Here is a 23,368-nt window from a genome sequence, read left to right on the forward strand (position 1 = left end):
GGGCACGTCCGGTGTTAGGTGGTGACCAGTGTTCCGATCTTCTCACCTGCGACCGCACGCGCGATATTGCCATCGGTGAGCAGGTTGAACACCAGAATCGGCATGCCATTGTCCATGCACAGGCTGAACGCGGTTGCATCGGCGACTTTGAGACCGCGATCGATGACCTCACGGTGGCTGATCGCGGTCAACAACTCGGCGTCGGGGTGCACTTTCGGGTCGGCGGTGAAGACGCCGTCGACAGCCTTGGCCATCAGCACCACCTCGGCGCCGATCTCGAGCGCCCGCTGCGCGGCCGTGGTGTCCGTCGAGAAGTACGGCAGCCCCATGCCGGCGCCGAAGATGACCACGCGACCCTTCTCCAGGTGGCGTCTGGCGCGAAGCGGGATGTACGGCTCGGCGACCTGACCCATCGTGATCGCGGTCTGGACGCGGGTCGCGATCCCTTGCTTCTCCAGGAAGTCCTGCAGCGCAAGGCTGTTCATCACCGTGCCGAGCATGCCCATGTAGTCGCTGCGGGTGCGCTCCATACCTCGCTGCTGCAGTTGCGCACCGCGGAAGAAGTTGCCGCCGCCGATGACGACGGCAACCTGCACCCCGCTGCGAACGACCTCGGCTATTTGTTGGGCCACCTGGTGGACGACATCGGGGTCCAGGCCCACTTGCCCGCCGCCGAACATCTCGCCGCCGAGCTTGAGAAGCACGCGGGAATACACCGGCCGGAGCGGCCTATCGCCGGAGGAAACTGGGTCAGCGCCGTTGGGGCTGGTTGGCTCGGGAGCCGCCGGGCCGGCGACATCAAATTCCGCCATCCGACTCCTTCGGGGTCTTCGCTGAGATTCCCCTAATCCTGCCTCATGGCGGCTTCCCGGGCCCCAGGTGGGGGTCGCGCGTCGGTCTCAGCCCGGCAAATGCGCGGTCAGCAGGAAGGCGGGCACCGACCTGCGTCCCTTGGGCTCCTCCCGGACGTCGGTCACCGGGAAGAACTCCTCGAAGCCCTCCGGGAAGACGCCGTGGATCCGCGCAGGCCTCACCTCGTCGATGGTCCAGTACTTCGAGACGGCGTCGCGCAGTTCTTCCTCGGTGACGGGGTTGGCCGGGCCGTCCGGCATCCCGGCCTTGTCGAACACCAGCACGAAGTACGACGCGCCCGGCGCGGCCGCCCGCACGATGGACTGCAGGTAGCCGTCACGCAGCTCCACGGGCATCGAGTGAAACAGCGTCGAGTCGACGATCGTCGAGAACCGGCCGTCGTAGCCGCCGAAATCGCTGATGTCGGCGACCTCGAAGGTGGCGCTGGTCAGACCCCGCTTGGCGGCCTCCGTTCGGGCCAGGTCAATGGCGGTCGGCGACTGGTCCAGTCCGACCGTGGTGAACCCCCGTTCGGCCAGATACAGCGAAATGGCGGCCTCACCGCAGCCGGCGTCGAGCACATCGCCGGTGAATCTGCCCTGCTCGATGAGGGCGGCGAGCTCCGGTTGCGGTTCGCCGATGCTCCACGGCGGCTTCACGCCTGCCATCTCGGGAGCCTCGCCACGGTATGCGGATTCGAACATCTCATTCGTCGGTTGCGTCATGAAACCGGTATATCAACCTAGTTGATATGTGTCAAGATGGTTGATATGGACGACATGCTCCAGGATCAGCCGCTGGGCTATCTGCTGTCCCGCGTGGCCAACGCGCTGCGCGCCGAAGTGACCGCCACGGCGCTGGATCCGGTGGGACTGGCATTCCCTCAATACATCTGCATGCGGATCCTGTCGAAATACCCGGACCGCTCCAACGCAGATCTCGCCCGCGACACCAATGTCACCCCGCAGGCGATGAACATGGTGTTGCGACGCCTGGAAGGCCGCGGGCTGGTCACCCGGCCGGCGAGTGTTGAGTCCGGGCGGTCGCTTCCCGCCCGCCTCACGCAGGAGGGCGGGGATCTGCTGAAGCGCACCGACTCGGGAGTACGTGCCGCCGAGCGGAAACTGATGGCGGGTCTGACCGCCGAACAGCGACAGGAGTTCAAGCGCGTTCTCATAGCGCTCGGTAGAGACTAGGTCTGGGAGACTGGCTCCGATGAAGATCGTTCTCGCTCCGGACTCGTTCAAGGAGTCGATGACAGCGACCGAAGCCGTCGCCGCGATGCGTGCCGGCGTCCAAGCGGTGATACCCGATGCCGAATGCGTCGGTGTTCCCATGGCCGACGGCGGCGAGGGCACCGTGGACGCCGTCGTCGACGCACTGCACGGTCGCCACATCGAGCAAGAGGTCTTTGGCCCGCTCGGCCAGATCATCAACGCACGCTATGGCTTCGTTGCGCTTCGTCAGTTGGCGGTCATCGAGATGGCAGCCGCCTCGGGGCTGGAACTGATCCCGCCGGATCAGCGAGACGTGCTGCGCGCCAGCACCTTCGGCGTCGGACAGCTCATCCGCTCCGCGATGGACCGCGGAGCCGAGGAGTTGCTGATCGGCATCGGCGGATCGGCCACCAACGACGGCGGTGCCGGAATGCTCACCGCGCTCGGTGCGTCATTCCTCGGCGCCGACGGCGCCACGCTCGAACCCGGCGGCGCCGCGCTGCGTCACCTCGATCACATCGACGTGTCCGGGCTGGACCCGCGGCTGCGCGACATCCGCATCCATGTTGCCTCCGACGTCACCGCGCCGCTGTTGGGACCGACCGGCGCCTCGGCGGTGTTCGGGCCGCAGAAGGGAGCCACACCCGCCGATGTGGAGACTCTGGAATCCGCTCTGACGCAACTGGCGACCGTCACGGCCAAAACGCTCGGCCAGGCGAACCCGCAACGTCGTGGGGCGGGTGCCGCCGGCGGTCTGGGCTTCGCACTCGTCGAATTCCTCGACGCGGAAAGCAAACCGGGTGTCGACGAGGTCGCCGAGACCGTCGGCCTGGAAAAGGCACTACGAGGCGCCGACTGGGTGTTCACCGGAGAAGGCAGTGTGGACGCCCAAACCGTCATGGGCAAAACACCTTTCGGTGTGGCGCAGGCCGCGGCGCGGGCAGGCGCGCGGGTGGTCATCTTCGCAGGCCGGGTCGCGCCCGACGCCTCGGTGCTGTTGGAGCACGGGGTGGAGCGCCTCGTCGCGATCACCGCGGACGGCACTCCCATCGAGCAGGCACTGCGCGAGGGAGCCGAATCGCTGACGCGCGCCACGGCCGACGTCTGCCGCGAGATCGCCGGGTAGCGATCAGGCGGGGCGGCGGCCGATCCCGGCCATCATCACCGGGGTGAAGATCGGCATGTCCGCATCGTTCAAGCGGGCAGTGGTCGCGTCCGCGTCGGCGACCGTGAGCACGCCGAGGTCGATGGCCGTTTGCCGCACACTCTCGAAAGTCAGTCTGAAGAAGGCGAATCCAGGTGAGCGGCCGTCGATGATCATTGCCCTGCCTTCACCGCGGACATCTGTGAATCCCGTATCGAGAAGGTCGGCGACGATCCGCCTGCCGTACTCGGGTTCATAGCCGGCCCGTGTCATCACCGCGATGACGGCCTTCCCGCTCGCCTCCAACGGTGGCTCCTGGTTACCCCAGCTGAAGCTGCGCATGTCGTAGTCCTCGATGACGATCCACCCGCCGGGGTGCAGCGTGGTCGCGAGCTTGGCGAGGACCTTCCTTCGATCATTGAGATGCTCGAGCACAAGGCGTGCGTGAACAAGGTCGTAGGCGTTGGACGGAAGCTCATCGGTGCGAAGGTCGAGCCGCCGGACCTCGATGTTGTCCGACTCGAGATGCTCGACGAATCGCGTGTCGATGTCGACGGCGGTGACAAGTGCTCCGCGATCGGCCATCCAACAGACAAGGGAGCCACCGCCGGCGCCGACCTCGAGACATCGCCAGCCATCGCCGACGCCGAGGCCGTCGAGCAGCGATCGGCTGCCCGGATCCCACAAAGATTCCATGCCGGTGATCCGGCTGCGCTCCTCGGCGAACTCGGCACCGAAGAGATAGTCGCGCTTGTCGCTCGTCATACCGTTGTCAACGAGTGCGGGTCAGTACGTCATTGCACGCGTTGTGAATACAAGTAGTCGCATGACCGCTGGACTGAAGCTGCCACCCATCGCGACGTTGCGGGTCATGACTGGATGCGCGCCCACGGGCGGGCCTCTTCAAGTTCGTATGCCAACTCCAGCAGACGGGATTCGTGACCACGCGGACTCGACAGCATCATGCCGACCGGCAGACCCGTCGACGACTCCGCGAGCGGCAACGAGATCGCGGGATCGCCCGTGGCGTTCTGCAGCGGCGTGAACGCCGCCCAGTCTATGAGTCGTTCCATCACGATGTCGAAGTCCTGCTCCGGGTCCAGGAAACCGATCGGCGGGGTGACCTCGGCGAGGGTGGGCATCAGCACCACGTCGAACTGTTCACCGAGCCGAGCGGTGATGCGATACGACGCAGACAGCCTGCGAATGGCGAACGGGACCTTGTGCAGATTGCGCGCAGCCCTGCGGTCGAGTCCGAGTGTCATGTTGTCCAGACGCGTGCGATCGAAGCTGGGTCCGAACATCCGTCGCCCGCCGCGGACCACCGCCAGCGCCAAAAACGACCAGTAGGCCAGGAAGTCGTCCTTGAAGCGAGCCGGGACCGGATTCTGAATCTCGGTCACCCGGTGGCCCAGTTCCTCCAGCAGGGCCGCCGACTTCAGCGTCAACTCGCGGACCTCGGGGCTCGCATCACGCGAAATGGACTCCGTGCACACGCCGATGCGCAGTCGCCGCTTGCTCGGCTGCGTCACGTCACCGATGGGCGCCAGTTTGGGATTGCGGTATATCCGCTCGGATTCGCGCAGGAACGCAGCAGTGTCGCGCACCGACCGCGACACCACACCGTTGACGACAAGGTGAAGCGGCATCTTCGCCGCCTCCTTGTCCAGCGGGATGCGGCCACGCGTCGGCTTCAAACCGACCAATCCGTTGCAGGAGGCCGGAATTCGGATCGAACCGCCGCCGTCGTTGGCATGCGCGATGGGTACGGCGCCCGCAGCGACGAACGCGGCCGAGCCAGACGACGAGGCACCCGCGGTGTAGTCGGGGTTCCACGGGTTGCGGACTGGGCCGATCCTTGGATGCTCGGCCGAACCGCTGAAACCGAACTCCGACATCTGAGTCTTGCCGAGAGGTATCAGTCCGGCGCCGAGGAACACTCGCGCGAACGCGCCGTCGGCGGGCATCGGTCGCGGATCCCACGCATCGGTGCCCTGCATCGTGGGCCAGCCCTCGACGGCCGCGTTGTCCTTGATGAAGGACGGCACCCCGTCGAAGTAGCCGCCGAACGGGTGCTTCGCACCGGCGCGTCTCCGCGCACGGTCGTACCCCTCGTACGCCAGGCCGTTCAGCGCCGGGTTGACGGCTTCGGTGCGGGCGATCGCCGCGTCGACGAGTTCGGCGGTTGACACCGTGCCCGCCCGCAAGGCGTCGACGAGGCCGACGGCGTCGAGGTCGCCGAGGGCGTCGTCGCCGAAGGCGTGGCATCGGCCGTCTGTTCTTCGGCCGAGGGCGTCATCACCAGGTGTCATGCAGCGACGGTACCAAGTCGTACCGCACGCTCGGTCCGCCAATGCGAAAGGCCCCCAGAACTCTGGGGGCCTTCGCAGTTGTGGCGTGTGGCTAAGCCTGGCCGACCTCGAAGCGCACGAACCGCGTGACGGTCACGCCCGCCTCGTCGAGCAGTGCCTTGACCGTCTTCTTGCTGTCGGACACCGACGGCTGATCCAGCAGCACGACGTCCTTGTAGAAGCCGGTCACACGACCCTCGACGATCTTGGGCAGCGCCTGCTCGGGCTTGCCCTCTTCCTTGGCGGTCTCCTCGGCGATACGTCGCTCGTTGGCGACGATGTCCTCGGGGACGTCCTCACGCGTGAGGTACTTGGCCTTCAGAGCCGCGATCTGCAGCGCGACCGCATGCGCGGCCTCTTTGTTCGAGCCGGTGTACTCGACCAGCACACCCACTGCGGGCGGCAGGTCGGCGGCACGCTTGTGCAGATACGTCTCGACGGTGCCGTCGAAGTAGACCGCACGGCGCAGTTCGAGCTTCTCGCCGATCTTCGCCGACAGGTCGGCGATGGTCTGCTCGACCGTGGTGTCGCCGACCTTGGCGGCCTTGAGCGCGTCGACATCGGTCGCCTTCGCCGCGGCCGCGGCCGCCACGATCTGGTCGGCGACCGACTGGAACTCGGCGTTCTTGGCCACGAAGTCGGTCTCGGAGTTGAGCTCGATCAGCGCGCCGTCCTTCGCCGCGACAAGACCCTCGGCGGTCGCACGTTCTGCGCGCTTGCCGACGTCCTTGGCGCCCTTGATGCGAAGGAGCTCGACAGCCTTGTCGAAGTCACCTCCCGACTCGACCAACGCGTTCTTGGAGTCGAGCATGCCGGCACCGGTGAGGTCGCGAAGTCGCTTCACATCGGCAGCGGTGTAGTTCGCCATATCAGCCTTTCCCTATGACTCTGAAGGGGTTTCGGCGGCGGGGGCGGCGTCGGCCCCACCAGCCTCGGTGGACGCCGTCGCGCCCGCAAGCAGCTCCTGCTCCCACTCGGCGAGCGGCTCGGCAACCAGCGAATCCCCAGCCTCGGCCTTGTCGCCGTCGCGGCCTGCGCCGGCACGCGCCTGCAGACCCTCGGCGACCGCGGAGGCCACCACCTTGGTCAGCAGCGCTGCGGAGCGGATCGCGTCGTCGTTGCCCGGGATCGGGTAGTCGACGAGATCGGGATCGCAGTTGGTGTCGAGGATCGCGATGATCGGGATGTTCAGCTTGCGAGCCTCCGCGACCGCGAGGTGCTCCTTATTGGTGTCGACGACCCAGATGGCCGAAGGCACCTTGGCCATATCGCGGATACCGCCGAGGCTGCGCTCGAGCTTGTTCTTCTCGCGGGTCAGCATCAAGATTTCCTTCTTGGTGCGACCCTCGAAGCCACCGGTCTGCTCCATGGACTCGAGTTCCTTGAGGCGCTGCAGGCGCTTGTGCACGGTCGAGAAGTTGGTGAGCATGCCGCCGAGCCAGCGCTGGTTCACGTACGGCATGCCGACGCGGGTCGCCTCTTCGGCGATCGATTCCTGCGCCTGCTTCTTGGTGCCGACGAACATGATGCTGCCGCCGTGGGCGACAGTCTCTTTGACGAACTCGTACGCCTTGTCGATGTAGGTCAGCGTCTGCTGCAGATCGATGATGTAGATGCCGTTGCGGTCGGTGAAGATGAACCGCTTCATCTTGGGATTCCAGCGACGGGTCTGATGCCCGAAGTGGGTGCCGCTGTCAAGCAGCTGCTTCATGGTTACAACAGCCATGGTTGGGCCATGTTCCTTTGTGTCGGTTGTCGCTCGGCGTCGGTTGATGCCGAACCCTGGTGCCTGCTGGGAATGCCAACCCGTCGGTGAGACGGGACCGCTGGCATCCGGATATGACCTTGTTGGAACCGGGTCAAAGTGCAGACACGCGAAGTCAGCCCGCGCAAGCGAGCTGCGGATAGGAGTTTACACGCTGAAAGGGGGTGCTTTTTCCACAGTGACCTGGTGGTCCACAGATCGGGGCGGACGTCTGGTGCGGCGGTAGCCCGTGGCGCTGAGCTGGACATATGCGATGGATCGCGGTGTTCGCGGCGGCGCTCATCCTGGCGGCGCCCGCGTCGGCCGATGGCGAGCGACTGGAGTGGCCTTTGCGGCCGCGGCCTGCTGTTTTGCGGACGTTCGACGCGCCGTCACCGAACTGGCAGGCGGGTCACCGCGGCGTCGATCTCGCCGGAACCCCAGGTCAGCCCGTGTTCGCCGCCTCCGAAGGCACGGTCGTGTTCGCCGGCGAGCTGGCGGGCAGGCCTGTGGTGTCCGTCGCCCATCCCGGCGGATTGCGCACCAGCTACGAGCCCGTCCTCGCATCGGTTCGGGCCGGCCAGCGCGTGGACGCGGGCACGATTCTCGGCGAACTGCGGTCCGGCCACGCCGGCTGCCCCGCGCCCGCGTGTCTGCACTGGGGAGCGATGTGGGGCCCGGCATCGCGCGCGGACTATGTCGACCCGCTGGGCCTGGTCGCCTCCACGCCGATCCGCCTCAAGCCCGTCCGCTAGTGGGTGATTTCGGCGTGCGCGGTCACGCTCAGCGTGACCAGCCACGCCGAAATCGCAATGTTCAGGCGCGAGGGTGAGCCTGGTCGTGCACGGCGCGCAGGCGCGCGACGGTGACGTGGGTGTAGAGCTGCGTGGTGGCCAGCGATGAATGGCCCAGCAGTTCCTGTACGACACGTAGATCCGCACCACCCTCGAGCAGGTGCGTGGCGGCGCTGTGCCGCAGGCCGTGCGGGCCGATATCGGGTGCGCCGTCGACGGCGGCCATCGTCTGATGCACGACCGTGCGGGCCTGGCGTGGGTCGAGCCGACGCCCACGCGCACCCAGCAGCAGCGCGGGACCGGAGGCGGCGGTGGCCAATGCCGGACGCCCGTCGGACAACCAGGTACCCAGGGCGGCCAACGCGGGCGCACCGAACGGGACGGTGCGCTGTTTGTTGCCCTTGCCGAGGACCCGCAACAGCCGCCGTGACGTGTCGACGTCGCCGATGTCCAGTCCGCACAATTCGCTGACGCGGATTCCACTGGCGTACAGCAGCTCGACGATCAACTGGTCTCGCAGCGCGAGCGGATCTCCCTGTTGTGCACCGGATTTCGCTGCGGCCATAGCGTCCAGCGCCTGGTCCTGGCGCAGTACCGCGGGCAGTGTGCGGCGGGATTTGGGCACCTGCAGGCGTGCGGCGGGGTCGCTGGCCATCAGGCCGCGTCGCGTCGCCCATGCGGTGAAGGTCTTGACCGCGGACGTTCGTCGGGCCAGCGTCGTCCGGGCCGCACCCGTCGCCGCCAGCGCCGCGAGCCACGAGCGCAGCATCGGCAGCGTCAGCCCGGCGATCCCGGCGTCGGGTGCACGATCGCCGACGAAGTCGAACAGCGACCGCAGATCACCGAGGTATGCGCGACGGGTGTGCTCGGAGCGACCGCGCTCCAGCGCCAGGTACTCGTCGAACTCCTCGAGACAGTGCTCGATACCCGGGTCGTCCCCTGCCCTTCGGGCGTGGGCCCACCGCTCCTGCCCATCGGTCTCCACGCATCAACCGTCGCAGACAACGACTCCGCGGTTCAGGTGACGCGCCGCAACGCCTCGGGACTCAATTCCTTCAGCGACCGGTACCCGTCGACCGCCATCGTCAGGTCCGCCTCGGCGAGCAGTGACCGGAGCACGTGCACGATTCCGTCCTCCCCGCCCAGCGCCAGGCCGTAGGTGTAGGGCCTGCCGATCGCGACGGTCGATGCCCCCAGCGCAATCGCCTTGACGATGTCCACGCCGCTGCGGATGCCCGAATCGAACAGCACCGGCACCCCGTCGGCGGCTTCCACGACCCCGGGCAGGCAGTCGATGGCCGGTATCCCTCCGTTGGCCTGACGGCCGCCGTGGTTGGAGCAGTAGATGGCATCGACGCCGCCGTCTTTCGCGCGCCGAACGTCGTCGGGATGGCAGATGCCCTTGAGGAGAATCGGCAACGAGGTCAACGAGCGCAGCCACGGCAGGTCATCCCACGTCAGCGGGTTCCCGAATATCGATATCCACTTCATGATCGCGGCCTGCAGGTTCTCCTCCGGCGACTGCGCCAGGCTGGCGAGGAACACCGGATCGGTCGTGTAGTTCGCCAGGCAGTGGCCGCGCAGGAACGGGAAGTTCGACGTCGACAGGTCACGTGGCCGCCAGCCCGGAATCCAGGTGTCGAGTGTCACGACGATGCCCTTGAAGCCCGCGGCCTCGGCGCGTTGCACGAAGCTGGCCGCGACATCGCGGTCTTTGGGTGTGTAGAGCTGGAAAAACCCTGGCGTGTCCCCCAACTCGGCGGCCACGGCCTCCATCGGGTCCGCGGACATGGTCGACGCGATCATCGGAACGCCCGTGCGGGCGGCGGCGCGCGCCGTCGCGAGGTCGCCGTGCCCGTCCTCCGCGCACAGGGCGATGACGCCGACGGGTGCCAGCATCGCCGGCGACTTCAGGCTCAGCCCGAGGAACTCGACCGATAGATCGCGCTCGGCGGCGCCGACGAACATCCGGGGCATCAGCCCCCAGTTCTCGAAGGCGGTGACGTTGACCCGCTGGGTCCGTTCATCGCCCGCACCGCCCGCGACGTATGACCAGATCGACGGTGACATCGCCGCCTGCGCCTTGGCCTCCAGCTCCGCGAACGACATGGGGAGCGTCGGCAGGATGCCGGACAGGCCCTGAAGGTAGATCTCGAACTCGAAATCGCTGTACGCCATGCGGCTAGCGTGCCAGTCCGGCGGTCACGCGTTGGCCTGTTCCGCCTTCGCGAGTTCCGCCTTCCACTGCCGGAAGGTCTCCTCGGTACGCCCGCGCCGCCAGTACCCAGAAATCGATGAGGCCCACTTGGCGTCCACCCCGCGTTCCTTGCGGATGTAGGACCGCAGGTTGTGCATCACGGTCTGCGCCTCGCCGTGGATGAACACCTGCACTTGGCCCGGCATCCACAGCGCACCCTTCACGGCCGTGATCAGCGGCGCGTGATCGCCGGCCTGTTCCTCGGCTACCAGGTCGGCGCGTCCACCTCGGTAAATCCATGTGATGTCGACGCCAGGGGGCGCGGTCAGCTCGATCTCGTCGTCGGGTCCGGCCACCTCGATGAAGACCTGGCCGATCGCGTTGTCCGGCAACGCTTCCAGCGCTGTGCTGATCGCCGGTACGGCCGCCTCGTCGCCTGCCAGCAGATGCCAGTCCGCTGCGGGGTCGGGCGCGTACCCGCCGCTCGGCCCCATCAGGTACGCCGGCTGCCCGGGGACGGCCGCGGCCGCCCACGGTCCCGCGACGCCATGCTCGCCGTGCACGACGAAGTCGATGGCGATCTCGCGACGCTCGGGGTCCACGCGCCGGACCGTGTAGGTGCGGACCGGCGGTTGCTGCTCAGGCGGCAGAGTCTTGAAACTGTCCAGCGTCAGCGGCTGCGGCAGGGCGGCGACGTCGAGCCCGTCGGGCACGAACACGATCTTGACGTACGCATCGGTGGAGTCGTTCGGCGTGAAGGTGTCAAAGCCGTCACCGCCAAGCACCACCCGCGTGAGATGCGGGGTCACCTGCTCGGTACGCACCACTTCGAACGTGTGGACCGGACGTCCTGCCACTATTCCTCCTGTTGGTTACTCGCTCCTGTCGAGGATACGAGCGCCCGCAGAATGCAGGTCGGCTACCTCATGTGGGGGGAGCCAGCTTCCACCTCCCATCCCGCCGGACTACCAGGCCGGACAGTTCGAGCACGGCCAGCGGACCCAACACCTGCGTGGGTGGAACACCGGCCGCCACCGCGATCTGGTCGACGGTCTTGGCGCCCCGCGCAGGCAGCGCGTCGTAGATCCGCTTTTCGGTGTCTGCCAGCCCGTCGAGTTCAGACGTCGGGCGCTCGTCTTCGGGCGCGAATTCGCCCATGTGGCCGATCAGTTCGATGATGTCCTCGGCCCGGGTGACCACATGTGCGCCGTCCCGCAGCAGGGCGTGGCATCCCACCGACGCCGACGACGTCACCGGACCGGGCACCGCACACACATTGCGGCCGAGCGCGCGGGCCCAGGCCGCGGTGTTGGCCGCGCCGCTGCGCGCACCCGCCTCCACGACGACGGTGGCACCGGCAAGGCCCGCGACCAGCCGGTTACGGGTCAGGAAGCGATGCCGAGCGGGACGCTCGGCGGGTGGATACTCGCTGATCACAAGACCGAGATCGCGGACCCGTTGCAACATCGCGGAATGGGCTGCGGGATAGGGCACGTCGACACCACCCGCGAGTACTGCGACGGTCACCCCGTCGGCCGCGAGCGCCGCGCGGTGAGCTGCCCCGTCGATGCCGAATGCGCCGCCTGAGACGACCGCCGCATCGCGCGTCGCCAAACCCGCAGCGAGATCGGCGGCAACGCATTCGCCGTAGGCAGTCGCAGCCCGTGTGCCGACGATGGCGGCGGCACGCTCGGAAACCACGCCGAGGCGCGCCGGTCCGACGGCCCACAGCACCATCGGTTCGTGTGCCTGTGGCCGCAGCCGGTCGGTCACACCGCGGAACGAATTGAACGCCAACAACGGCCATTCGGCGTCGTCCGCGGTGATCAGCCTGCCGCCCATTCGGTCCAGCACATCCAGATCTCTTTCTGCACAGTCGATCTGGCGTCTCGCCTCGGTCCGCCGCGCAATGGCGTCGTCGACGCCGCCGGTGCGCACGCGTTCGGCCGCTTCCACGGGACCGACCCGTCTCGCCAGCGCTCTCAGCTCCGGGCACGGCGGCTCCGCGACTCGCGACAGATACGCCCACGCATATGCGACCTGATCGGTCATCGCGCTCCCCCGTTCTGGCGAAAGCTCAATGCGGTGCACACGTCCTCCAACACCGGCGAGGTTCGTCCCGCAAGGTCGCTGAGCGTCCAGGCGACACGCAGACTTCGATCGGCACCACGCATGCTGATCTGCTTGCGGTCGAGGGCGTCGCTCAGCGGTTTCATGACGGGCGCGGGTAACCGGAACTCCTTGCGCAGCAGCGATCCCCTGACCTCGGCGTTGGTCCGGATCCCGTGCGGTCGCCATCGCTCGTCCGCGGCCTCACGCGCTGCGGCGACCCGTGCACAGACAGTGGCGGTGGACTCGCCCTCCTGGTCGCTGAACGCCCCGGCGCGCTGCGAGTGCATCTCGACGACCAGGTCCACCCGATCCAGCAGAGGCCCCGACAGCTTGCCGAGATAGCGCCGCTTGATCTGCCCCGGACAGATGCAGTCGCGCGGGTCCGCAGGCGCGCACGGGCACGGGTTGGCCGCCAGTACCAACTGGAACCGCGCCGGGTAGGTCGCCACGCCGTCGCGGCGGGCCAACCGAATCTCACCGTCCTCCAACGGAGTTCGCAACGCCTCCATGACGCTGACACCGATCTCGGCGCATTCGTCGAGGAACAGCACGCCACGATGGGCACGGCTGACGGCGCCGGGCCTGGCCATTCCGCTGCCGCCACCGACCATCGCCGCCACGCTGGAGGTGTGATGGGGCGCCACGAACGGTGGCCGAGTGATCAATGGCGTACTTGCAGACAGCAGGCCGGCGACCGAGTGGATGGCCGTCACCTCCAGCGCTTCATTCTCACTCAGTGACGGGAGCAATCCCGGAAGACGTTGTGCCAGCATGGTTTTCCCAATGCCAGGCGGTCCGGTCAGCATCAGGTGGTGTGCACCCGCGGCGGCGACCTCGACCGCGTATCGGGCCTGTGTCTGGCCGATCACGTCGGCCAGGTCGGCCACGGGCAGTGGCGCTGAACACGGCTTGTCGATGCTGGCCTCGAGTTGCACCTTGCCCTCGAGCCACGAGCGCAGTTGGCCGAGCGTCCGCGCTCCCTTGACATCGATTCCATCCACGAGCGCCGCTTCGGAGAGGTTTTCGACCGGCACGACGACGGCAGGCCACCCCTCTCGTTTGGCGGCGAGTACGGCAGGAAGCACCCCCTTGACCGGCCGCACCCGGCCGTCGAGGGCCAATTCACCGAGCAGCACCGTCTCCTCCAGCCGCGCCCACTCCACCTTGCTGTGCGCGGACATCACAGCCAGAGCCAGGGCGATGTCATAGACGGACCCCATCTTGGGCAGAGTGGCGGGTGAGAGTGCCAGCGTCAGACGCGCCTGCGGCCAGTCGCTGCCGCAGTTGGTGATCGCCGCGCGAACCCGGTCCCGCGATTCCTGCAACGCGGCGTCGGGCAGGCCGACCAGGTGCACGCCGGGCAGCCCGGACGTGATGTCCGCTTCTATCTCCACGATGTGCCCGTCGAGACAGCGAACGGCCACCGAGAAGGCTCGCCCCAGCGACATCAGCCCACTCCCCGCAGGTGGGTGATCTCAGGGATGGGTCGCCGCCCGATTCGCACGCCGATCACGTCGATGCGTACCGCGGCCCACCGGGCGTCCTGCCTGGCCAGCCACAGCCCGGCCAGGCGCCGCAGCCGGCGCAATTTCTCCGGACTGACGGCCTGCTCGATACCCCCGAACCGGTCGCTCGTGCGGGTCTTCACCTCGACGAACACCACGACGCGGGCGGCGTCGTCGGCCGCGATGACGTCGAGTTCGCCATAGCGGCAGCGCCAGTTGCGGGCGAGCACCCGAAGCCCCGCCGACTGCAGATGCTCAACGGCCAAACGTTCTCCGAGTGCACCGATTTCGGCGCGGGTCCACGACGTCTTCGAGAAAGTCATGGTCACACCGTGCGGTGCGACTCCGACAGGCATCGACCGTCAGAACTGATTCATCCCCAATCGCCGCCTCATCCACAACCGAGGAGTTTCGCGACCGTCAAAAAGCGGGTACATGACGACATGACCGACAAGACACTGCACGGCGTGGCAGACCGCGCGACCGACAGCGACGCGTTCGAATACACCGCGCGCGCCGGCTTCGTCACCAGCGGTGTACTGCATCTGCTGGTCGCCTACATCATCATCCGCATCGCGTTCGGGTCCGGCGGCAATGCCGATCAGTCCGGTGCCCTGGCAACCCTGGCCAAGCAGACCGGCGGCACGCTGATTCTCTGGGTCGCTGCGGTCGGTCTCGTAGGGCTCGGCTTGTGGCGGGTGGCCGAAGCGATCGTCGGGTCGAAGCCCGGTGAGGGCTCCGGGCACCACGAGGACGACACACCGGCATGGAAGCGCGGCAAGTCCCTCGGGCTGGCGATCGTGAACTTCGCCATCGCGCTGTCCGCCGCCCGCTTCGCGATGGGAAGCGGCCAGCAGAGCAGTCAGCAGAACACCGGCATGAGTGCGCAGTTGATGCAATCCGGCTGGGGGAAGGCGCTTCTGATCGCGGTGGGCTTGGGCCTCGCAGGGGTGGGCGGCTACCACGTGTACAAAGGCGTTTCGAAGAAGTTCCTCAAGGATCTGCGCGTCTCGGGCGGCACCGGGATCAACGCCGTCGGAATCACCGGGTACGCGGCCAAGGGCTTGGTACTGGCCGGCGCGGGGGTGCTCGTGATCGTCGCGACGCTTCAGGCGGACCCGTCGAAGGCGGCCGGCCTCGACGCCGCAGTGAAGACGCTCGGCCAGGCCCCGTTCGGCAAATTCCTGCTGATCCTCGCGGCGTTGGGCATCGCCGCGTTCGGTGCCTACAGCTTCGTGCGCGCCCGCTTGGGACGAATGTGACGAGCGGTCAGGGCTGCGTCAGGATTGCAACGCCTCGAAGAGCGTCGCGAACTGTCCCGGAGTGACCGCGATGCCGCACTGGTTGCGCAGATCCTGAAGCGGACCCGCGATCCTGCGGAGGTCCAGGAATTCGCCGGGGTTGGCCGTGAAATAACCCCGCACGTTGTCCCGCGCCACGTCCGGCGGTTGCGAGGCGGCCGCGGTCAGCACGTTGTTCGCGCCGGGATGGGCACCCAGGTAGCCGCCCGCTTCGGCAAGCACGGGGCCCGCGACGATGGCCAGCCCACTGGCGGTGCAGTCGGCCGCGCTCGCCATCGGCGCGGTGACGACGGCCGCTGAGAACCCGACTGCACAGACAGCCGCCGTTCCGATGATGCGCGATCGGCGCAGGTGTGCTGACTTCTTCATTCGGTGTCCTAAGGGTCGGTGCCGACGGATCGATTTCACAGCTAACGTACCCACAGCCTGGCTGTCGGAAAACGCCGCGGCAACTGCAGTACAGACGCCTTTTCGGCACGGCACCGGAACCAAACAGGGCAGGGTATGTTCATTTAGGTAAACCTCAGCTAAAAGCGCCCGGGTTGGCGCGGGAAGGACCGCCTGGATGCGCCCCCGTTGGAGCCGGATCGCCGCCGTCGTGTCGACCGTTGCCGTCGTGCTCTCAGTGACCTCATGCTCGAGTTCGGGCGAGAGCGACGAGCTGCTGATCTACAACGCTCAGCACGAGTCGCTGACCAAAGAGTGGATCGACGCATTCACCAAAGAGACCGGCATCAAGGTCACTTACCGGCAGGGCGGCGACACCGAGCTTGGAAACCAGCTCGTCGCCGAGGGCAACGCCTCCCCTGCCGACGTGTTCCTGACGGAGAACTCGCCTGCGATGGCAGCGGTCGAGAAGGCGGGGCTGTTCGCCGATCTCGACCCCGCCACCCTGGATCAGGTTCCGGCCCAGTACCGCCCGGCCACCGGCAAGTGGACCGGCGTCGCGGCGCGCAGCACCGTGTTCGTCTACAACACCTCCAAGCTGCGTCCTGATCAGCTGCCGAAATCCCTGCTGGATCTCCAGGCTCCGGAATGGAAGGGCCGGTGGGGCGGCGCGCCGACCAAGGCCGACTTCCAGGCCATTGTCGCCGCGCTTCTGCAACTCAAAGGTGAGGCCGAAACCTCGAAGTGGCTCGCCGCGATGAAGTCCGGCGCGACTCTCTACAGCGACAACATCGCCACGCTGAAGGCCGTCAACGCTGGCGAGGTCGACGGCGGTGTGATCTACCACTATTACTGGTTCCGCGATCAGGCGAAAACCAAAGAGATGAGCGCCAATACGGCGCTGCACTTCTTCAAGGACGACGACCCCGGCGCCTTTGTGAGTCTGTCGGGCGGCGGGGTGCTCGCATCCAGCAAGAAGAAGGACGAGGCGCAGCAGTTCATCAAGTTCATCACCAGCAAGAAGGGTCAGGAGGTGCTGGAGAACGGCACCTCTTTCGAGTACACGGTCGCCAGCGACGTGCCCTCCAATCCGGCGTTGCCACCGCTGGACACACTGCAGGCGCCCGCGGTGGACCCGTCGACGCTGAACTCCCAGCAGGTGACGGACCTGATGACGAAGGCGGGCTTGCTGTAGGTGATTGCGTCTCCCACCGTTCCGGTACCCGCTGCGAAGTCTTCGCAGTCTGAGGCGGCCACACGGCCCGGTCCTCTGGTTTCGGCGACGGTCGCGATTCTGGTCGCCGCCACGTGCATCCCGCTTGGCTATGTGGTGTGGGGCACGGTGTCGGTCGGGTGGACGCGCGCCTACGAGTTGGTGGTCCGGCCGAGGGTCGGCGAACTCCTGATCAACACCGTCGGACTGGTCTGCATCACGGTGCCGCTGTGTGTGCTGATCGGCGTCGGCCTGGCCTGGCTGACGGAACGCACAGACCTGCCGGGACGGAGTTTCTGGCGTCCGCTGTTCGTTGCGCCGCTGGCTGTTCCGGCGTTCGTCAACAGCTACGCCTGGGTCGGTGTGGTCCCGTCGATCCACGGACTGTGGGCGGGAGTCCTCATCACCGCGCTTTCGTATTTCCCGTTCATGTATCTGCCCGTCGCGGCGACTCTGCGCCGGCTCGACCCTGCCGTCGAGGAATCCGCGCGTGCGCTCGGTTCGGATTCGGTCGGTGTGTTTTTTCGCGTCGTGTTCCCGCAGCTGCGGCTGGCGATCCTCGGCGGCGGACTGCTCGTCGGTCTCCACCTGCTTTCCGAATTCGGCGCATTCGCCATGATCCGCTTCGACACGTTCACCGTCGCGATCTTCCAGCAGTTCCAGGTCACGTTCGACGGTGCGGCAGGCAGCATGCTCGCGGGCGTGCTTGTCGTTCTGTGCCTGGTGCTGCTGACCGCGGAGGCTGCCGCGCGCGGCAAGATTCGATTCGCCAGAATCGGCTCGGGTGCCCCGCGAGCTGCCACCCCGAACCGACTGGGCTACAGCACAATCCCCGCGCTGACGGCGCTCACCGCGCTGGCGGTCCTGTCGCTTGGTGTTCCAGTATGGACGCTGCTGCGCTGGCTGTGGATCGGTGGCGCCGAGGTGTGGGACTTCGCCGAGCTCGGTCACTCGCTCGCCCAGACCATCGGGCTGGCGGGCCTCGCCGCCCTCATCACCGTGGTGCTGGCCTTCCCCGTCGCGTGGGTCGCCGTGCGGTCCAGTGGCCCGCTGGCACGCGTCGTCGAAGGCGCCAACTATGTCACCAGCTCGCTGCCCGGCATTGTCACCGCGCTCGCGCTGGTCACCGTGGCCATCCACTACGCGCGACCGCTTTACCAGAGCGTCCCGTTGATCGTGTTCGCCTATGTCCTGCTGTTCATGCCACGCGCACTGGTCAACGTCCGGGCCGGGCTGGCCCAGGTTCCACCGGGCCTGGAAGAAGCGTCGCGGTCGCTGGGCGCTTCGCCGTCGGCGACGTTCTTCCGCGTGACGCTGCGCCTCACCGCACCCGCTGCGGCTGCGGGCGCGTCCCTGGTATTCGTCGCGGTGGCAACCGAATTGACCGCGACGCTGCTGCTGGCACCGACGGGAACCCGAACGTTGTCGATGATGTTCTGGTCATGGAGTAGCGAACTCGACTACGCGGCCGCTGCGCCGTACGCCATGGTGTTGGTGCTGTTGGCCATACCGGTGACCGTTCTGCTCTTCCGCCAGTCGATGAAGGTGGCCGCGCTGTGACCCAGGCAATGGTCGATATCCGAGGGCTCGCGAAGTCCTTCAATGACCATGTCGTACTCGACCACATCGACCTTCAGATGCAGCCGGGCACCATAACGGCGGTCGTCGGCGCGTCCGGCTGCGGAAAGACGACGCTGCTGCGACTCGTCGCCGGCTTCGAGGCTCCTTGCGACGGGACGGTGACGATCGACGGCACGCAGGTCGTCGGTGGAGGGCATTCCGTACCGCCGCATCGACGCGGCGTCGGCTACGTCGCCCAGGATGGCGCATTGTTCCCGCACCTGACGGTCGGACAGAACATTGCCTACGGCATCCGCGGCGAAGGCCGCGACAAGGTACGCAGTCGCGTCGCCGAATTACTCGAAACCGTCTCGCTCAATCCGTCATTCGCCGACCGTCGCCCCCATGAACTTTCGGGAGGTCAGCAGCAGAGGGTCGCGCTCGCCCGGGCACTGGCCAGGCAGCCGGTGGTGATGCTGCTCGACGAACCGTTCAGTGCACTCGATACCGGACTACGCGCGTCCACCCGAAAGGTCGTCGCCGGGTTGCTCGCCGACGCCGGCGTCACATCGCTGTTGGTGACTCACGACCAGGAGGAAGCGCTGTCGATCGCCGACCAGGTCGCGGTGATGCGCGACGGACGGTTCACCCAGGTCGGCACGCCACAGTCGGTGTACCGCGAGCCCGGCGACCGCTTCACGGCCGAGTTCCTCGGCGACAGCATCACGATGCCGTGTGTCGTCACGTCCGGGCTCGCGGACTGCGCCATCGGACGGGTATCGGTGCACGCGGACGACGGGCCCGGCACGCTGCTGCTGCGGCCCGAACAGCTTGTGGCGCAGGTTGTTACGGACAGTGGCGAGTTGAACGGCGTCGGCAGGGTGCTGGCGGTCGAGTTTCTCGGTCACGACGTCCTGCTGACCATCGATCCCGCGGGCGACGTCGAACCGATCATCGTGCGCCAGAACAGCCTGAAACCCCCGCCGATCGACGCGAAGGTGCGTATCGAGGTGGTGGGCAACGGAGTCGTGTTCACATGAGCGCGCTCCTCGAGCACCTGCGGGGCCACGGCGACCGCGTCGCGATCTTCACCGACACTTCGCAATTGACCTACCGCGAGCTCACTGACCGGGTGGCCGAAGCCGCACACGCCTTGGACGGCCAGCGGCGTCTCGTCCTTCTCCAGGCGCGCAACGACATCCCGACGCTGGTGCACTATCTCGGCGCAATAGCGGCCGGACACGTCGTGCTGCTCGTCGACGCACGACGCGACCGCACTGCGATCGAGGAGATCTACGCTCCCGACATCGTCATCGACGATCGCGGGATCCACCACCGGCACGTCGAACAGCGCCCCCTGCACGACGACCTCACGTTGCTGATGTCGACGTCGGGCACCACGGGCTCGCCGAAGCTGGTTCGGTTGTCGCACGCGAACCTCGTCGCGAATGCCACGGTCATCGCCGAGTATCTCGATATCAGCGAAACTGACAGGGCTGCAACAACACTGCCGATGTCGTACTGCTACGGACTATCGGTGATCCACAGTCACCTGCTCGCCGGCGCCGGCCTGATCTTGACCGACCTGTCCGTGGTCGACGAAAAGTTCTGGGAGCTGTTCCGCCGGCACGGCGCCACGTCATTCGCCGGGGTGCCCTACACCTTCGAACTGCTCGCCAGCGTCGGCTTCGACGCCGCGGATCTGCCCCACCTGCGGTACGTCACCCAGGCCGGCGGCAGAATGCCACCCGAGCGGGTGCACCGATTCGCCGAGTTGGCCCAGCACACAGGTTTCGAGCTGTTCGTGATGTACGGCGCGACCGAGGCGACGGCCCGGATGTCCTATCTGCCACCGGAACTCGCATTGTCTCGACCCAATACGATCGGAATTCCGATTCGTGGCGGATCATTCACCGTCGAGCCTCTGGACGGCTGGCCGGGCGACGACGTCGGCGAGCTGGTCTACCGCGGTCCGAACGTGATGATGGGTTACGCGCACGGGCAAGACGATCTGGCGCTGGGCAAGACCGTCGAGACACTGCGCACGGGCGACATCGCCAGACGTTGCCCCGACGGGCTCTACGAGGTCGTGGGCCGCAACAGCCGGTTCGTCAAGATGTACGGCCTGCGTATCGACCTCCAGCAGGTCGAGGCCGCGTTGCGCGCCAAGGGGATGCCTGCGTTCTGCACCAGCGACGACGACCTCATCGTGGTCGCCGCTGCGGGCAGCCACACCGAGCGCGACATCCAGCGGGCGGCGGCCACGGCGGCGGGTGTACCCGCGGGCGCAGTTCGTGCCGCCGCCGTCGAGGAACTGCCACTGCTGCCCTCGGGCAAGCCCGACTACGAAACGGTGCGCAGTCTGGCGCGCGCAAGCGATCAGCCGCCCGTGACGGATCTGCGCGGACTGTTCGCTGACGCGCTACAGGCCGATGCAGCCACGCTCGATCCAGATGCCAGCTTCGTCGACCTCGGCGGCAACTCACTGTCGTACGTCGCGATGACGGTTCGGCTGGAACGGGCGATCGGCCAGCTGCCCCCGGACTGGCAGCGCATGTCGATTCGGCAGCTGGAACGCATCTCGAAGCCTGCACGCCGCGGTTGGCTAGCGACGCTGGAGACCAGCGTCGCGCTGCGCGCCGCAGCGATTGTGCTCATCGTCGGATCGCACGCCGAGTTGTACGAGCTGTGGGGCGGCGCGCACATTCTGCTCGGCGTCGCCGGCTACAACTTCGGCCGGTTCTGCCTCACACCCGTTCCGCGCACTGACCGGGTACGGCACCTGGGCAGCACCATCGCGTGGATCGCGGTGCCGTCGGTGTTGTGGGTAGTCGTCGCGCTACTGCTCACCCGCGACTACACGTGGACGAATCTGTTGCTGGCCAACAAGTTCCTCGGTCCACACGACAGCATGACCGCGGGCCGGCTGTGGTTCGTCGAGGTGCTGGTGTGGACGCTTGTCGTGCTGGCGCTCGTGTTCTGGCTCCCGTTGATGGATCGGCTGGAACGACGGCGTCCCTTCACCATCGCGGTCGTGGCGCTCGTCATCGGGCTTGCACTGCGGTACGACATCGTCGGGATGCACCTCGGCCGCGATGCATGGTTCACCATGCTGGCGTTCTGGTTCTTCGCGATCGGCTGGGCGGCGGCGAAGGCGACGACGACGCTGCAGCGGATCGCGGTGTCCGTCGCCCTGATCATCAGCCTGTACGGCTACTTCGACACCACGGTGCGCGACTTGATGGTGATGGCCGGTCTGCTCCTGCTCATCTGGGTGCCCACGATCCGGTGCCCGTCCGCACTGACGGTGGCGGTTGGAATCCTCGCGGAAGCGTCCCTGTACACGTACCTGGTCCATTACCAGGTCTACGCGGTCTTCAGCGGCCATCCCGCGTTCGGCGTGCTTGCCTCACTGGCCGTGGGAATTCTCCTCACGTACGTGGTGACAGTGCTGCGCCGATGGCGGGTGAGCCGGTTCAGTTCGCCGCGCTCGAGTGCGACAGCCAGCACGGTGAGCCAAAGCTGAAATATCTTCTGCCACTTTGGTTTCAGCTGTCACAATTCCGGCCGGGGTTGTCGGTGGTCGAATGTATGTTCGAATCATGTTGGCGACTCCGGTGCAGGTCGCGATGGCCGCACTACGCACCGCGCACGAGTCGCTGGCCGCCTGCGAACTCGACATGCTCACCCACCGCGAACTGCTCACCATGCTCGACGACCTCGAGACCCTGACGTGTCTGCTGCCCACCCAATGGCACCGCGCCCTGGCCCGCCTGCAAGCCGAAACCACACCCAAAGAACTCGGCGCCAAATCCTGGCGCCAGGTGTTGGCGATTCGGTGGCGCATCTCGACCAGCGAGGCGGGTCGCCGCCTGGACGAAGCGGCGCTGTTGGGGCCGCGCCGCACCCTGACCGGTGAACCGCTGGAACCGGTGTTGCCGTGCACCGCTTCTGCTCAAGCGCGCGGGCTGATCAACGGTGAGCATGTGGAAAAAATCCGCGAGGCGATGGACCGAGTCCCGGGTTGGGTGGATACCGCAGCCCGAGCCGAGATCGAGGCGGACTGGGTGCACGTCGCCACCGGCGTCGGGCCCAAAGAACTCAAAGATTATGCCGATCGCGCCATCTTCCTGCTCGACCAGGACGGGCCCGAACCCGATGACACCGAACGCGCACGCCGCCGCAGCGTCTCGAAAGGACCCCAAGGCCCGGACAAAATGACGCCGATCAAAGGAGATCTCACTCCGGAGGCCGCGGCGATCTTCGAGGCGATCTTCGCCAAATTGGCCGCACCAGGCATGTGCAACCCCGCCGACGAAAACCCCTGCATCTCCGGCACGCCGTCACAGGCCCACATCGACAACGACCACCGCAGTCTGACCCAGCGCCAGCACGACGCGATGGTCGCCGTCGGACGCAGTGTGCTGGCAAGCGGTGAACTCGGCCAGCACAACGGATTACCGACCTCAATAATCATCCGCACCACCCTGCAAGACCTGGAAAGCCGCGCCGGAGTCGGCGTCACCGGCGGCGCCACGATCATCCCGATCAAAGACGTGATCCGCCTGGCCGCGCACGCGAACCACTACCTTGCGGTCTTTGATAGGGCCACCGGCTCGGCGCTGGATCTGTTCCGCGCCCGCCGCGTCGCTTCCCCCGCGCAGCGGATCATGCTCATCGCGCGTGACGGGGGCTGCACGAAACCCGGCTGCACCGTCCCGGCCTACGGCAGCCAGGTCCATCACGCCGCCAAAGACTGGGCTCACGACGGACTAACCAACATCGACGACCTCGGGCTGGCGTGCGGACCCGACAACCGCATGGTCGGACCCGGGGGGTGGACCACCCGAATCAACACCGACAACGACGTCGAATGGATCCCCCCGCCGCAGTTGGACACCGGGCAAGCCCGCATCAACCACTACCACCGTCCCGAACAACTCCGACCACCAAACGAGCCCAACGGCAACAGCGAACGCGGACCATGACAG

22 protein-coding genes are annotated in these 23,368 nt (G+C 66.8%); 9 read left to right on the plus strand and 13 right to left on the minus strand.

Annotation, left to right across the window (positions count from 1 at the left end; translation table 11 throughout):
- Positions 1-14 precede the first annotated feature (14 nt).
- Positions 15-812, minus strand: a complete 798-nt coding sequence (pyrH, locus tag AB4Z42_RS05935) for a UMP kinase (protein ID WP_442008223.1) — start codon at positions 810-812, stop codon at positions 15-17.
- Between the two features lie 87 nt (positions 813-899).
- Positions 900-1,577 (minus strand): class I SAM-dependent methyltransferase, encoded by a 678-nt coding sequence (locus AB4Z42_RS05940; protein WP_442008224.1) that lies wholly within the window; start codon positions 1,575-1,577, stop codon positions 900-902.
- Positions 1,578-1,613: 36 nt separating this feature from the next.
- Here AB4Z42_RS05940 and AB4Z42_RS05945 point away from each other — a divergent pair, with 36 nt between their 5' ends.
- Positions 1,614-2,048 (plus strand): MarR family winged helix-turn-helix transcriptional regulator, encoded by a 435-nt coding sequence (locus AB4Z42_RS05945; RefSeq protein ID WP_442008225.1) that lies wholly within the window; start codon positions 1,614-1,616, stop codon positions 2,046-2,048.
- Positions 2,049-2,067: 19 nt separating this feature from the next.
- Positions 2,068-3,195 carry a glycerate kinase gene (locus AB4Z42_RS05950; RefSeq protein WP_442008226.1) on the plus strand — a complete coding sequence of 376 codons (1,128 nt, stop codon included), beginning with the start codon at positions 2,068-2,070 and terminating at the stop codon, positions 3,193-3,195.
- 3 nt (positions 3,196-3,198) lie between these two features.
- Here the strand turns inward: AB4Z42_RS05950 and AB4Z42_RS05955 are convergent, their stop codons facing one another.
- From AB4Z42_RS05955 to rpsB, 4 genes are all read right to left on the minus strand, one after another.
- Positions 3,199-3,978, minus strand: a complete 780-nt coding sequence (locus AB4Z42_RS05955) for a methyltransferase domain-containing protein (RefSeq protein WP_442008227.1) — start codon at positions 3,976-3,978, stop codon at positions 3,199-3,201.
- A 104-nt stretch (positions 3,979-4,082) separates the two neighbouring features.
- Positions 4,083-5,525 (minus strand): amidase, encoded by a 1,443-nt coding sequence (locus AB4Z42_RS05960; RefSeq protein ID WP_442008228.1) that lies wholly within the window; start codon positions 5,523-5,525, stop codon positions 4,083-4,085.
- Positions 5,526-5,616: 91 nt separating this feature from the next.
- Positions 5,617-6,432 carry a translation elongation factor Ts gene (gene tsf, locus AB4Z42_RS05965; protein WP_442008229.1) on the minus strand — a complete coding sequence of 272 codons (816 nt, stop codon included), beginning with the start codon at positions 6,430-6,432 and terminating at the stop codon, positions 5,617-5,619.
- Between the two features lie 12 nt (positions 6,433-6,444).
- Entirely contained in the window at positions 6,445-7,290 is an 846-nt protein-coding gene (gene rpsB / locus AB4Z42_RS05970; protein WP_442008230.1) for a 30S ribosomal protein S2, read from the minus strand.
- A 287-nt stretch (positions 7,291-7,577) separates the two neighbouring features.
- Between rpsB and AB4Z42_RS05975 the strand changes: the two genes are divergently transcribed.
- A complete protein-coding gene (locus tag AB4Z42_RS05975; RefSeq protein ID WP_442008231.1) occupies positions 7,578-8,063 on the plus strand; it encodes a M23 family metallopeptidase in 486 nt (161 codons plus the stop codon).
- A 61-nt stretch (positions 8,064-8,124) separates the two neighbouring features.
- Here the strand turns inward: AB4Z42_RS05975 and AB4Z42_RS05980 are convergent, their stop codons facing one another.
- From AB4Z42_RS05980 to AB4Z42_RS06005, 6 genes are all read right to left on the minus strand, one after another.
- Positions 8,125-9,027, minus strand: coding sequence for a tyrosine recombinase XerC (locus AB4Z42_RS05980; protein ID WP_442008842.1), 903 nt, complete (start codon positions 9,025-9,027; stop codon positions 8,125-8,127).
- Positions 9,028-9,119: 92 nt separating this feature from the next.
- Positions 9,120-10,280 carry an alpha-hydroxy-acid oxidizing protein gene (locus tag AB4Z42_RS05985; RefSeq protein WP_442008232.1) on the minus strand — a complete coding sequence of 387 codons (1,161 nt, stop codon included), beginning with the start codon at positions 10,278-10,280 and terminating at the stop codon, positions 9,120-9,122.
- Between the two features lie 24 nt (positions 10,281-10,304).
- Positions 10,305-11,156, minus strand: coding sequence for a siderophore-interacting protein (locus AB4Z42_RS05990; RefSeq protein WP_442008233.1), 852 nt, complete (start codon positions 11,154-11,156; stop codon positions 10,305-10,307).
- Positions 11,157-11,223: 67 nt separating this feature from the next.
- Complete coding sequence (gene dprA, locus AB4Z42_RS05995; RefSeq protein WP_442008234.1) at positions 11,224-12,351, minus strand: DNA-processing protein DprA; 1,128 nt, start codon at positions 12,349-12,351, stop codon at positions 11,224-11,226.
- Entirely contained in the window at positions 12,348-13,859 is a 1,512-nt protein-coding gene (locus AB4Z42_RS06000; protein ID WP_442008235.1) for a YifB family Mg chelatase-like AAA ATPase, read from the minus strand. Before AB4Z42_RS06000 ends, dprA begins: the two co-directional genes overlap by 4 nt.
- Positions 13,859-14,239, minus strand: coding sequence for a YraN family protein (locus AB4Z42_RS06005; protein WP_442008236.1), 381 nt, complete (start codon positions 14,237-14,239; stop codon positions 13,859-13,861). Before AB4Z42_RS06005 ends, AB4Z42_RS06000 begins: the two co-directional genes overlap by 1 nt.
- 120 nt (positions 14,240-14,359) lie before the next feature.
- Here AB4Z42_RS06005 and AB4Z42_RS06010 point away from each other — a divergent pair, with 120 nt between their 5' ends.
- Positions 14,360-15,178, plus strand: a complete 819-nt coding sequence (locus AB4Z42_RS06010) for a DUF1206 domain-containing protein (protein ID WP_442008237.1) — start codon at positions 14,360-14,362, stop codon at positions 15,176-15,178.
- Positions 15,179-15,196: 18 nt separating this feature from the next.
- On the opposite strand, the gene AB4Z42_RS06015 is transcribed toward AB4Z42_RS06010, so the two are convergent.
- Positions 15,197-15,586 carry a heme-binding protein gene (locus AB4Z42_RS06015; RefSeq protein ID WP_442008238.1) on the minus strand — a complete coding sequence of 130 codons (390 nt, stop codon included), beginning with the start codon at positions 15,584-15,586 and terminating at the stop codon, positions 15,197-15,199.
- A gap of 196 nt (positions 15,587-15,782) precedes the next feature.
- Here AB4Z42_RS06015 and AB4Z42_RS06020 point away from each other — a divergent pair, with 196 nt between their 5' ends.
- From AB4Z42_RS06020 to AB4Z42_RS06040, 5 genes are all read left to right on the plus strand, one after another.
- Positions 15,783-16,799, plus strand: a complete 1,017-nt coding sequence (locus tag AB4Z42_RS06020) for an iron ABC transporter substrate-binding protein (RefSeq protein ID WP_442008239.1) — start codon at positions 15,783-15,785, stop codon at positions 16,797-16,799.
- A gap of 3 nt (positions 16,800-16,802) precedes the next feature.
- Entirely contained in the window at positions 16,803-18,377 is a 1,575-nt protein-coding gene (locus AB4Z42_RS06025) for an ABC transporter permease (RefSeq protein ID WP_442008843.1), read from the plus strand.
- A gap of 8 nt (positions 18,378-18,385) precedes the next feature.
- Positions 18,386-19,417 (plus strand): ABC transporter ATP-binding protein, encoded by a 1,032-nt coding sequence (locus AB4Z42_RS06030; RefSeq protein ID WP_442008844.1) that lies wholly within the window; start codon positions 18,386-18,388, stop codon positions 19,415-19,417.
- Positions 19,414-21,903 carry an AMP-binding protein gene (locus AB4Z42_RS06035; protein ID WP_442008240.1) on the plus strand — a complete coding sequence of 830 codons (2,490 nt, stop codon included), beginning with the start codon at positions 19,414-19,416 and terminating at the stop codon, positions 21,901-21,903. Before AB4Z42_RS06030 ends, AB4Z42_RS06035 begins: the two co-directional genes overlap by 4 nt.
- Positions 21,904-21,964: 61 nt before the next feature.
- Positions 21,965-23,365, plus strand: coding sequence for an HNH endonuclease signature motif containing protein (locus AB4Z42_RS06040; RefSeq protein ID WP_442008241.1), 1,401 nt, complete (start codon positions 21,965-21,967; stop codon positions 23,363-23,365).
- Positions 23,366-23,368: the final 3 nt, after the last annotated feature.

Origin of the sequence: Mycobacterium sp. 2YAF39 (assembly GCF_052114565.1) — a bacterium.
In the GTDB taxonomy this organism is placed as follows: domain Bacteria; phylum Actinomycetota; class Actinomycetes; order Mycobacteriales; family Mycobacteriaceae; genus Mycobacterium.

Coding starts and splice junctions, on each gene's coding strand:
- AB4Z42_RS06000 (WP_442008235.1), bottom strand. CDS start 13,859: ATGTCGCTGGGGCGAGCCTTCTCGGTGGCCGTTCGCTGTCTCGACGGG.
- AB4Z42_RS05945 (WP_442008225.1), top strand. CDS start 1,614: ATGGTTGATATGGACGACATGCTCCAGGATCAGCCGCTGGGCTATCTG.
- dprA (WP_442008234.1), bottom strand. CDS start 12,351: ATGACCGATCAGGTCGCATATGCGTGGGCGTATCTGTCGCGAGTCGCG.
- AB4Z42_RS06030 (WP_442008844.1), top strand. CDS start 18,386: ATGGTCGATATCCGAGGGCTCGCGAAGTCCTTCAATGACCATGTCGTA.
- pyrH (WP_442008223.1), bottom strand. CDS start 812: ATGGCGGAATTTGATGTCGCCGGCCCGGCGGCTCCCGAGCCAACCAGC.
- AB4Z42_RS06020 (WP_442008239.1), top strand. CDS start 15,783: ATGCGCCCCCGTTGGAGCCGGATCGCCGCCGTCGTGTCGACCGTTGCC.
- AB4Z42_RS06040 (WP_442008241.1), top strand. CDS start 21,965: ATGTATGTTCGAATCATGTTGGCGACTCCGGTGCAGGTCGCGATGGCC.
- AB4Z42_RS06015 (WP_442008238.1), bottom strand. CDS start 15,586: ATGAAGAAGTCAGCACACCTGCGCCGATCGCGCATCATCGGAACGGCG.
- AB4Z42_RS05975 (WP_442008231.1), top strand. CDS start 7,578: ATGCGATGGATCGCGGTGTTCGCGGCGGCGCTCATCCTGGCGGCGCCC.
- AB4Z42_RS05940 (WP_442008224.1), bottom strand. CDS start 1,577: ATGACGCAACCGACGAATGAGATGTTCGAATCCGCATACCGTGGCGAG.
- AB4Z42_RS05950 (WP_442008226.1), top strand. CDS start 2,068: ATGAAGATCGTTCTCGCTCCGGACTCGTTCAAGGAGTCGATGACAGCG.
- AB4Z42_RS06010 (WP_442008237.1), top strand. CDS start 14,360: ATGACCGACAAGACACTGCACGGCGTGGCAGACCGCGCGACCGACAGC.
- rpsB (WP_442008230.1), bottom strand. CDS start 7,290: ATGGCTGTTGTAACCATGAAGCAGCTGCTTGACAGCGGCACCCACTTC.
- AB4Z42_RS06035 (WP_442008240.1), top strand. CDS start 19,414: ATGAGCGCGCTCCTCGAGCACCTGCGGGGCCACGGCGACCGCGTCGCG.
- AB4Z42_RS05960 (WP_442008228.1), bottom strand. CDS start 5,525: ATGACACCTGGTGATGACGCCCTCGGCCGAAGAACAGACGGCCGATGC.
- AB4Z42_RS06005 (WP_442008236.1), bottom strand. CDS start 14,239: ATGACTTTCTCGAAGACGTCGTGGACCCGCGCCGAAATCGGTGCACTC.
- AB4Z42_RS05985 (WP_442008232.1), bottom strand. CDS start 10,280: ATGGCGTACAGCGATTTCGAGTTCGAGATCTACCTTCAGGGCCTGTCC.
- tsf (WP_442008229.1), bottom strand. CDS start 6,432: ATGGCGAACTACACCGCTGCCGATGTGAAGCGACTTCGCGACCTCACC.
- AB4Z42_RS05955 (WP_442008227.1), bottom strand. CDS start 3,978: ATGACGAGCGACAAGCGCGACTATCTCTTCGGTGCCGAGTTCGCCGAG.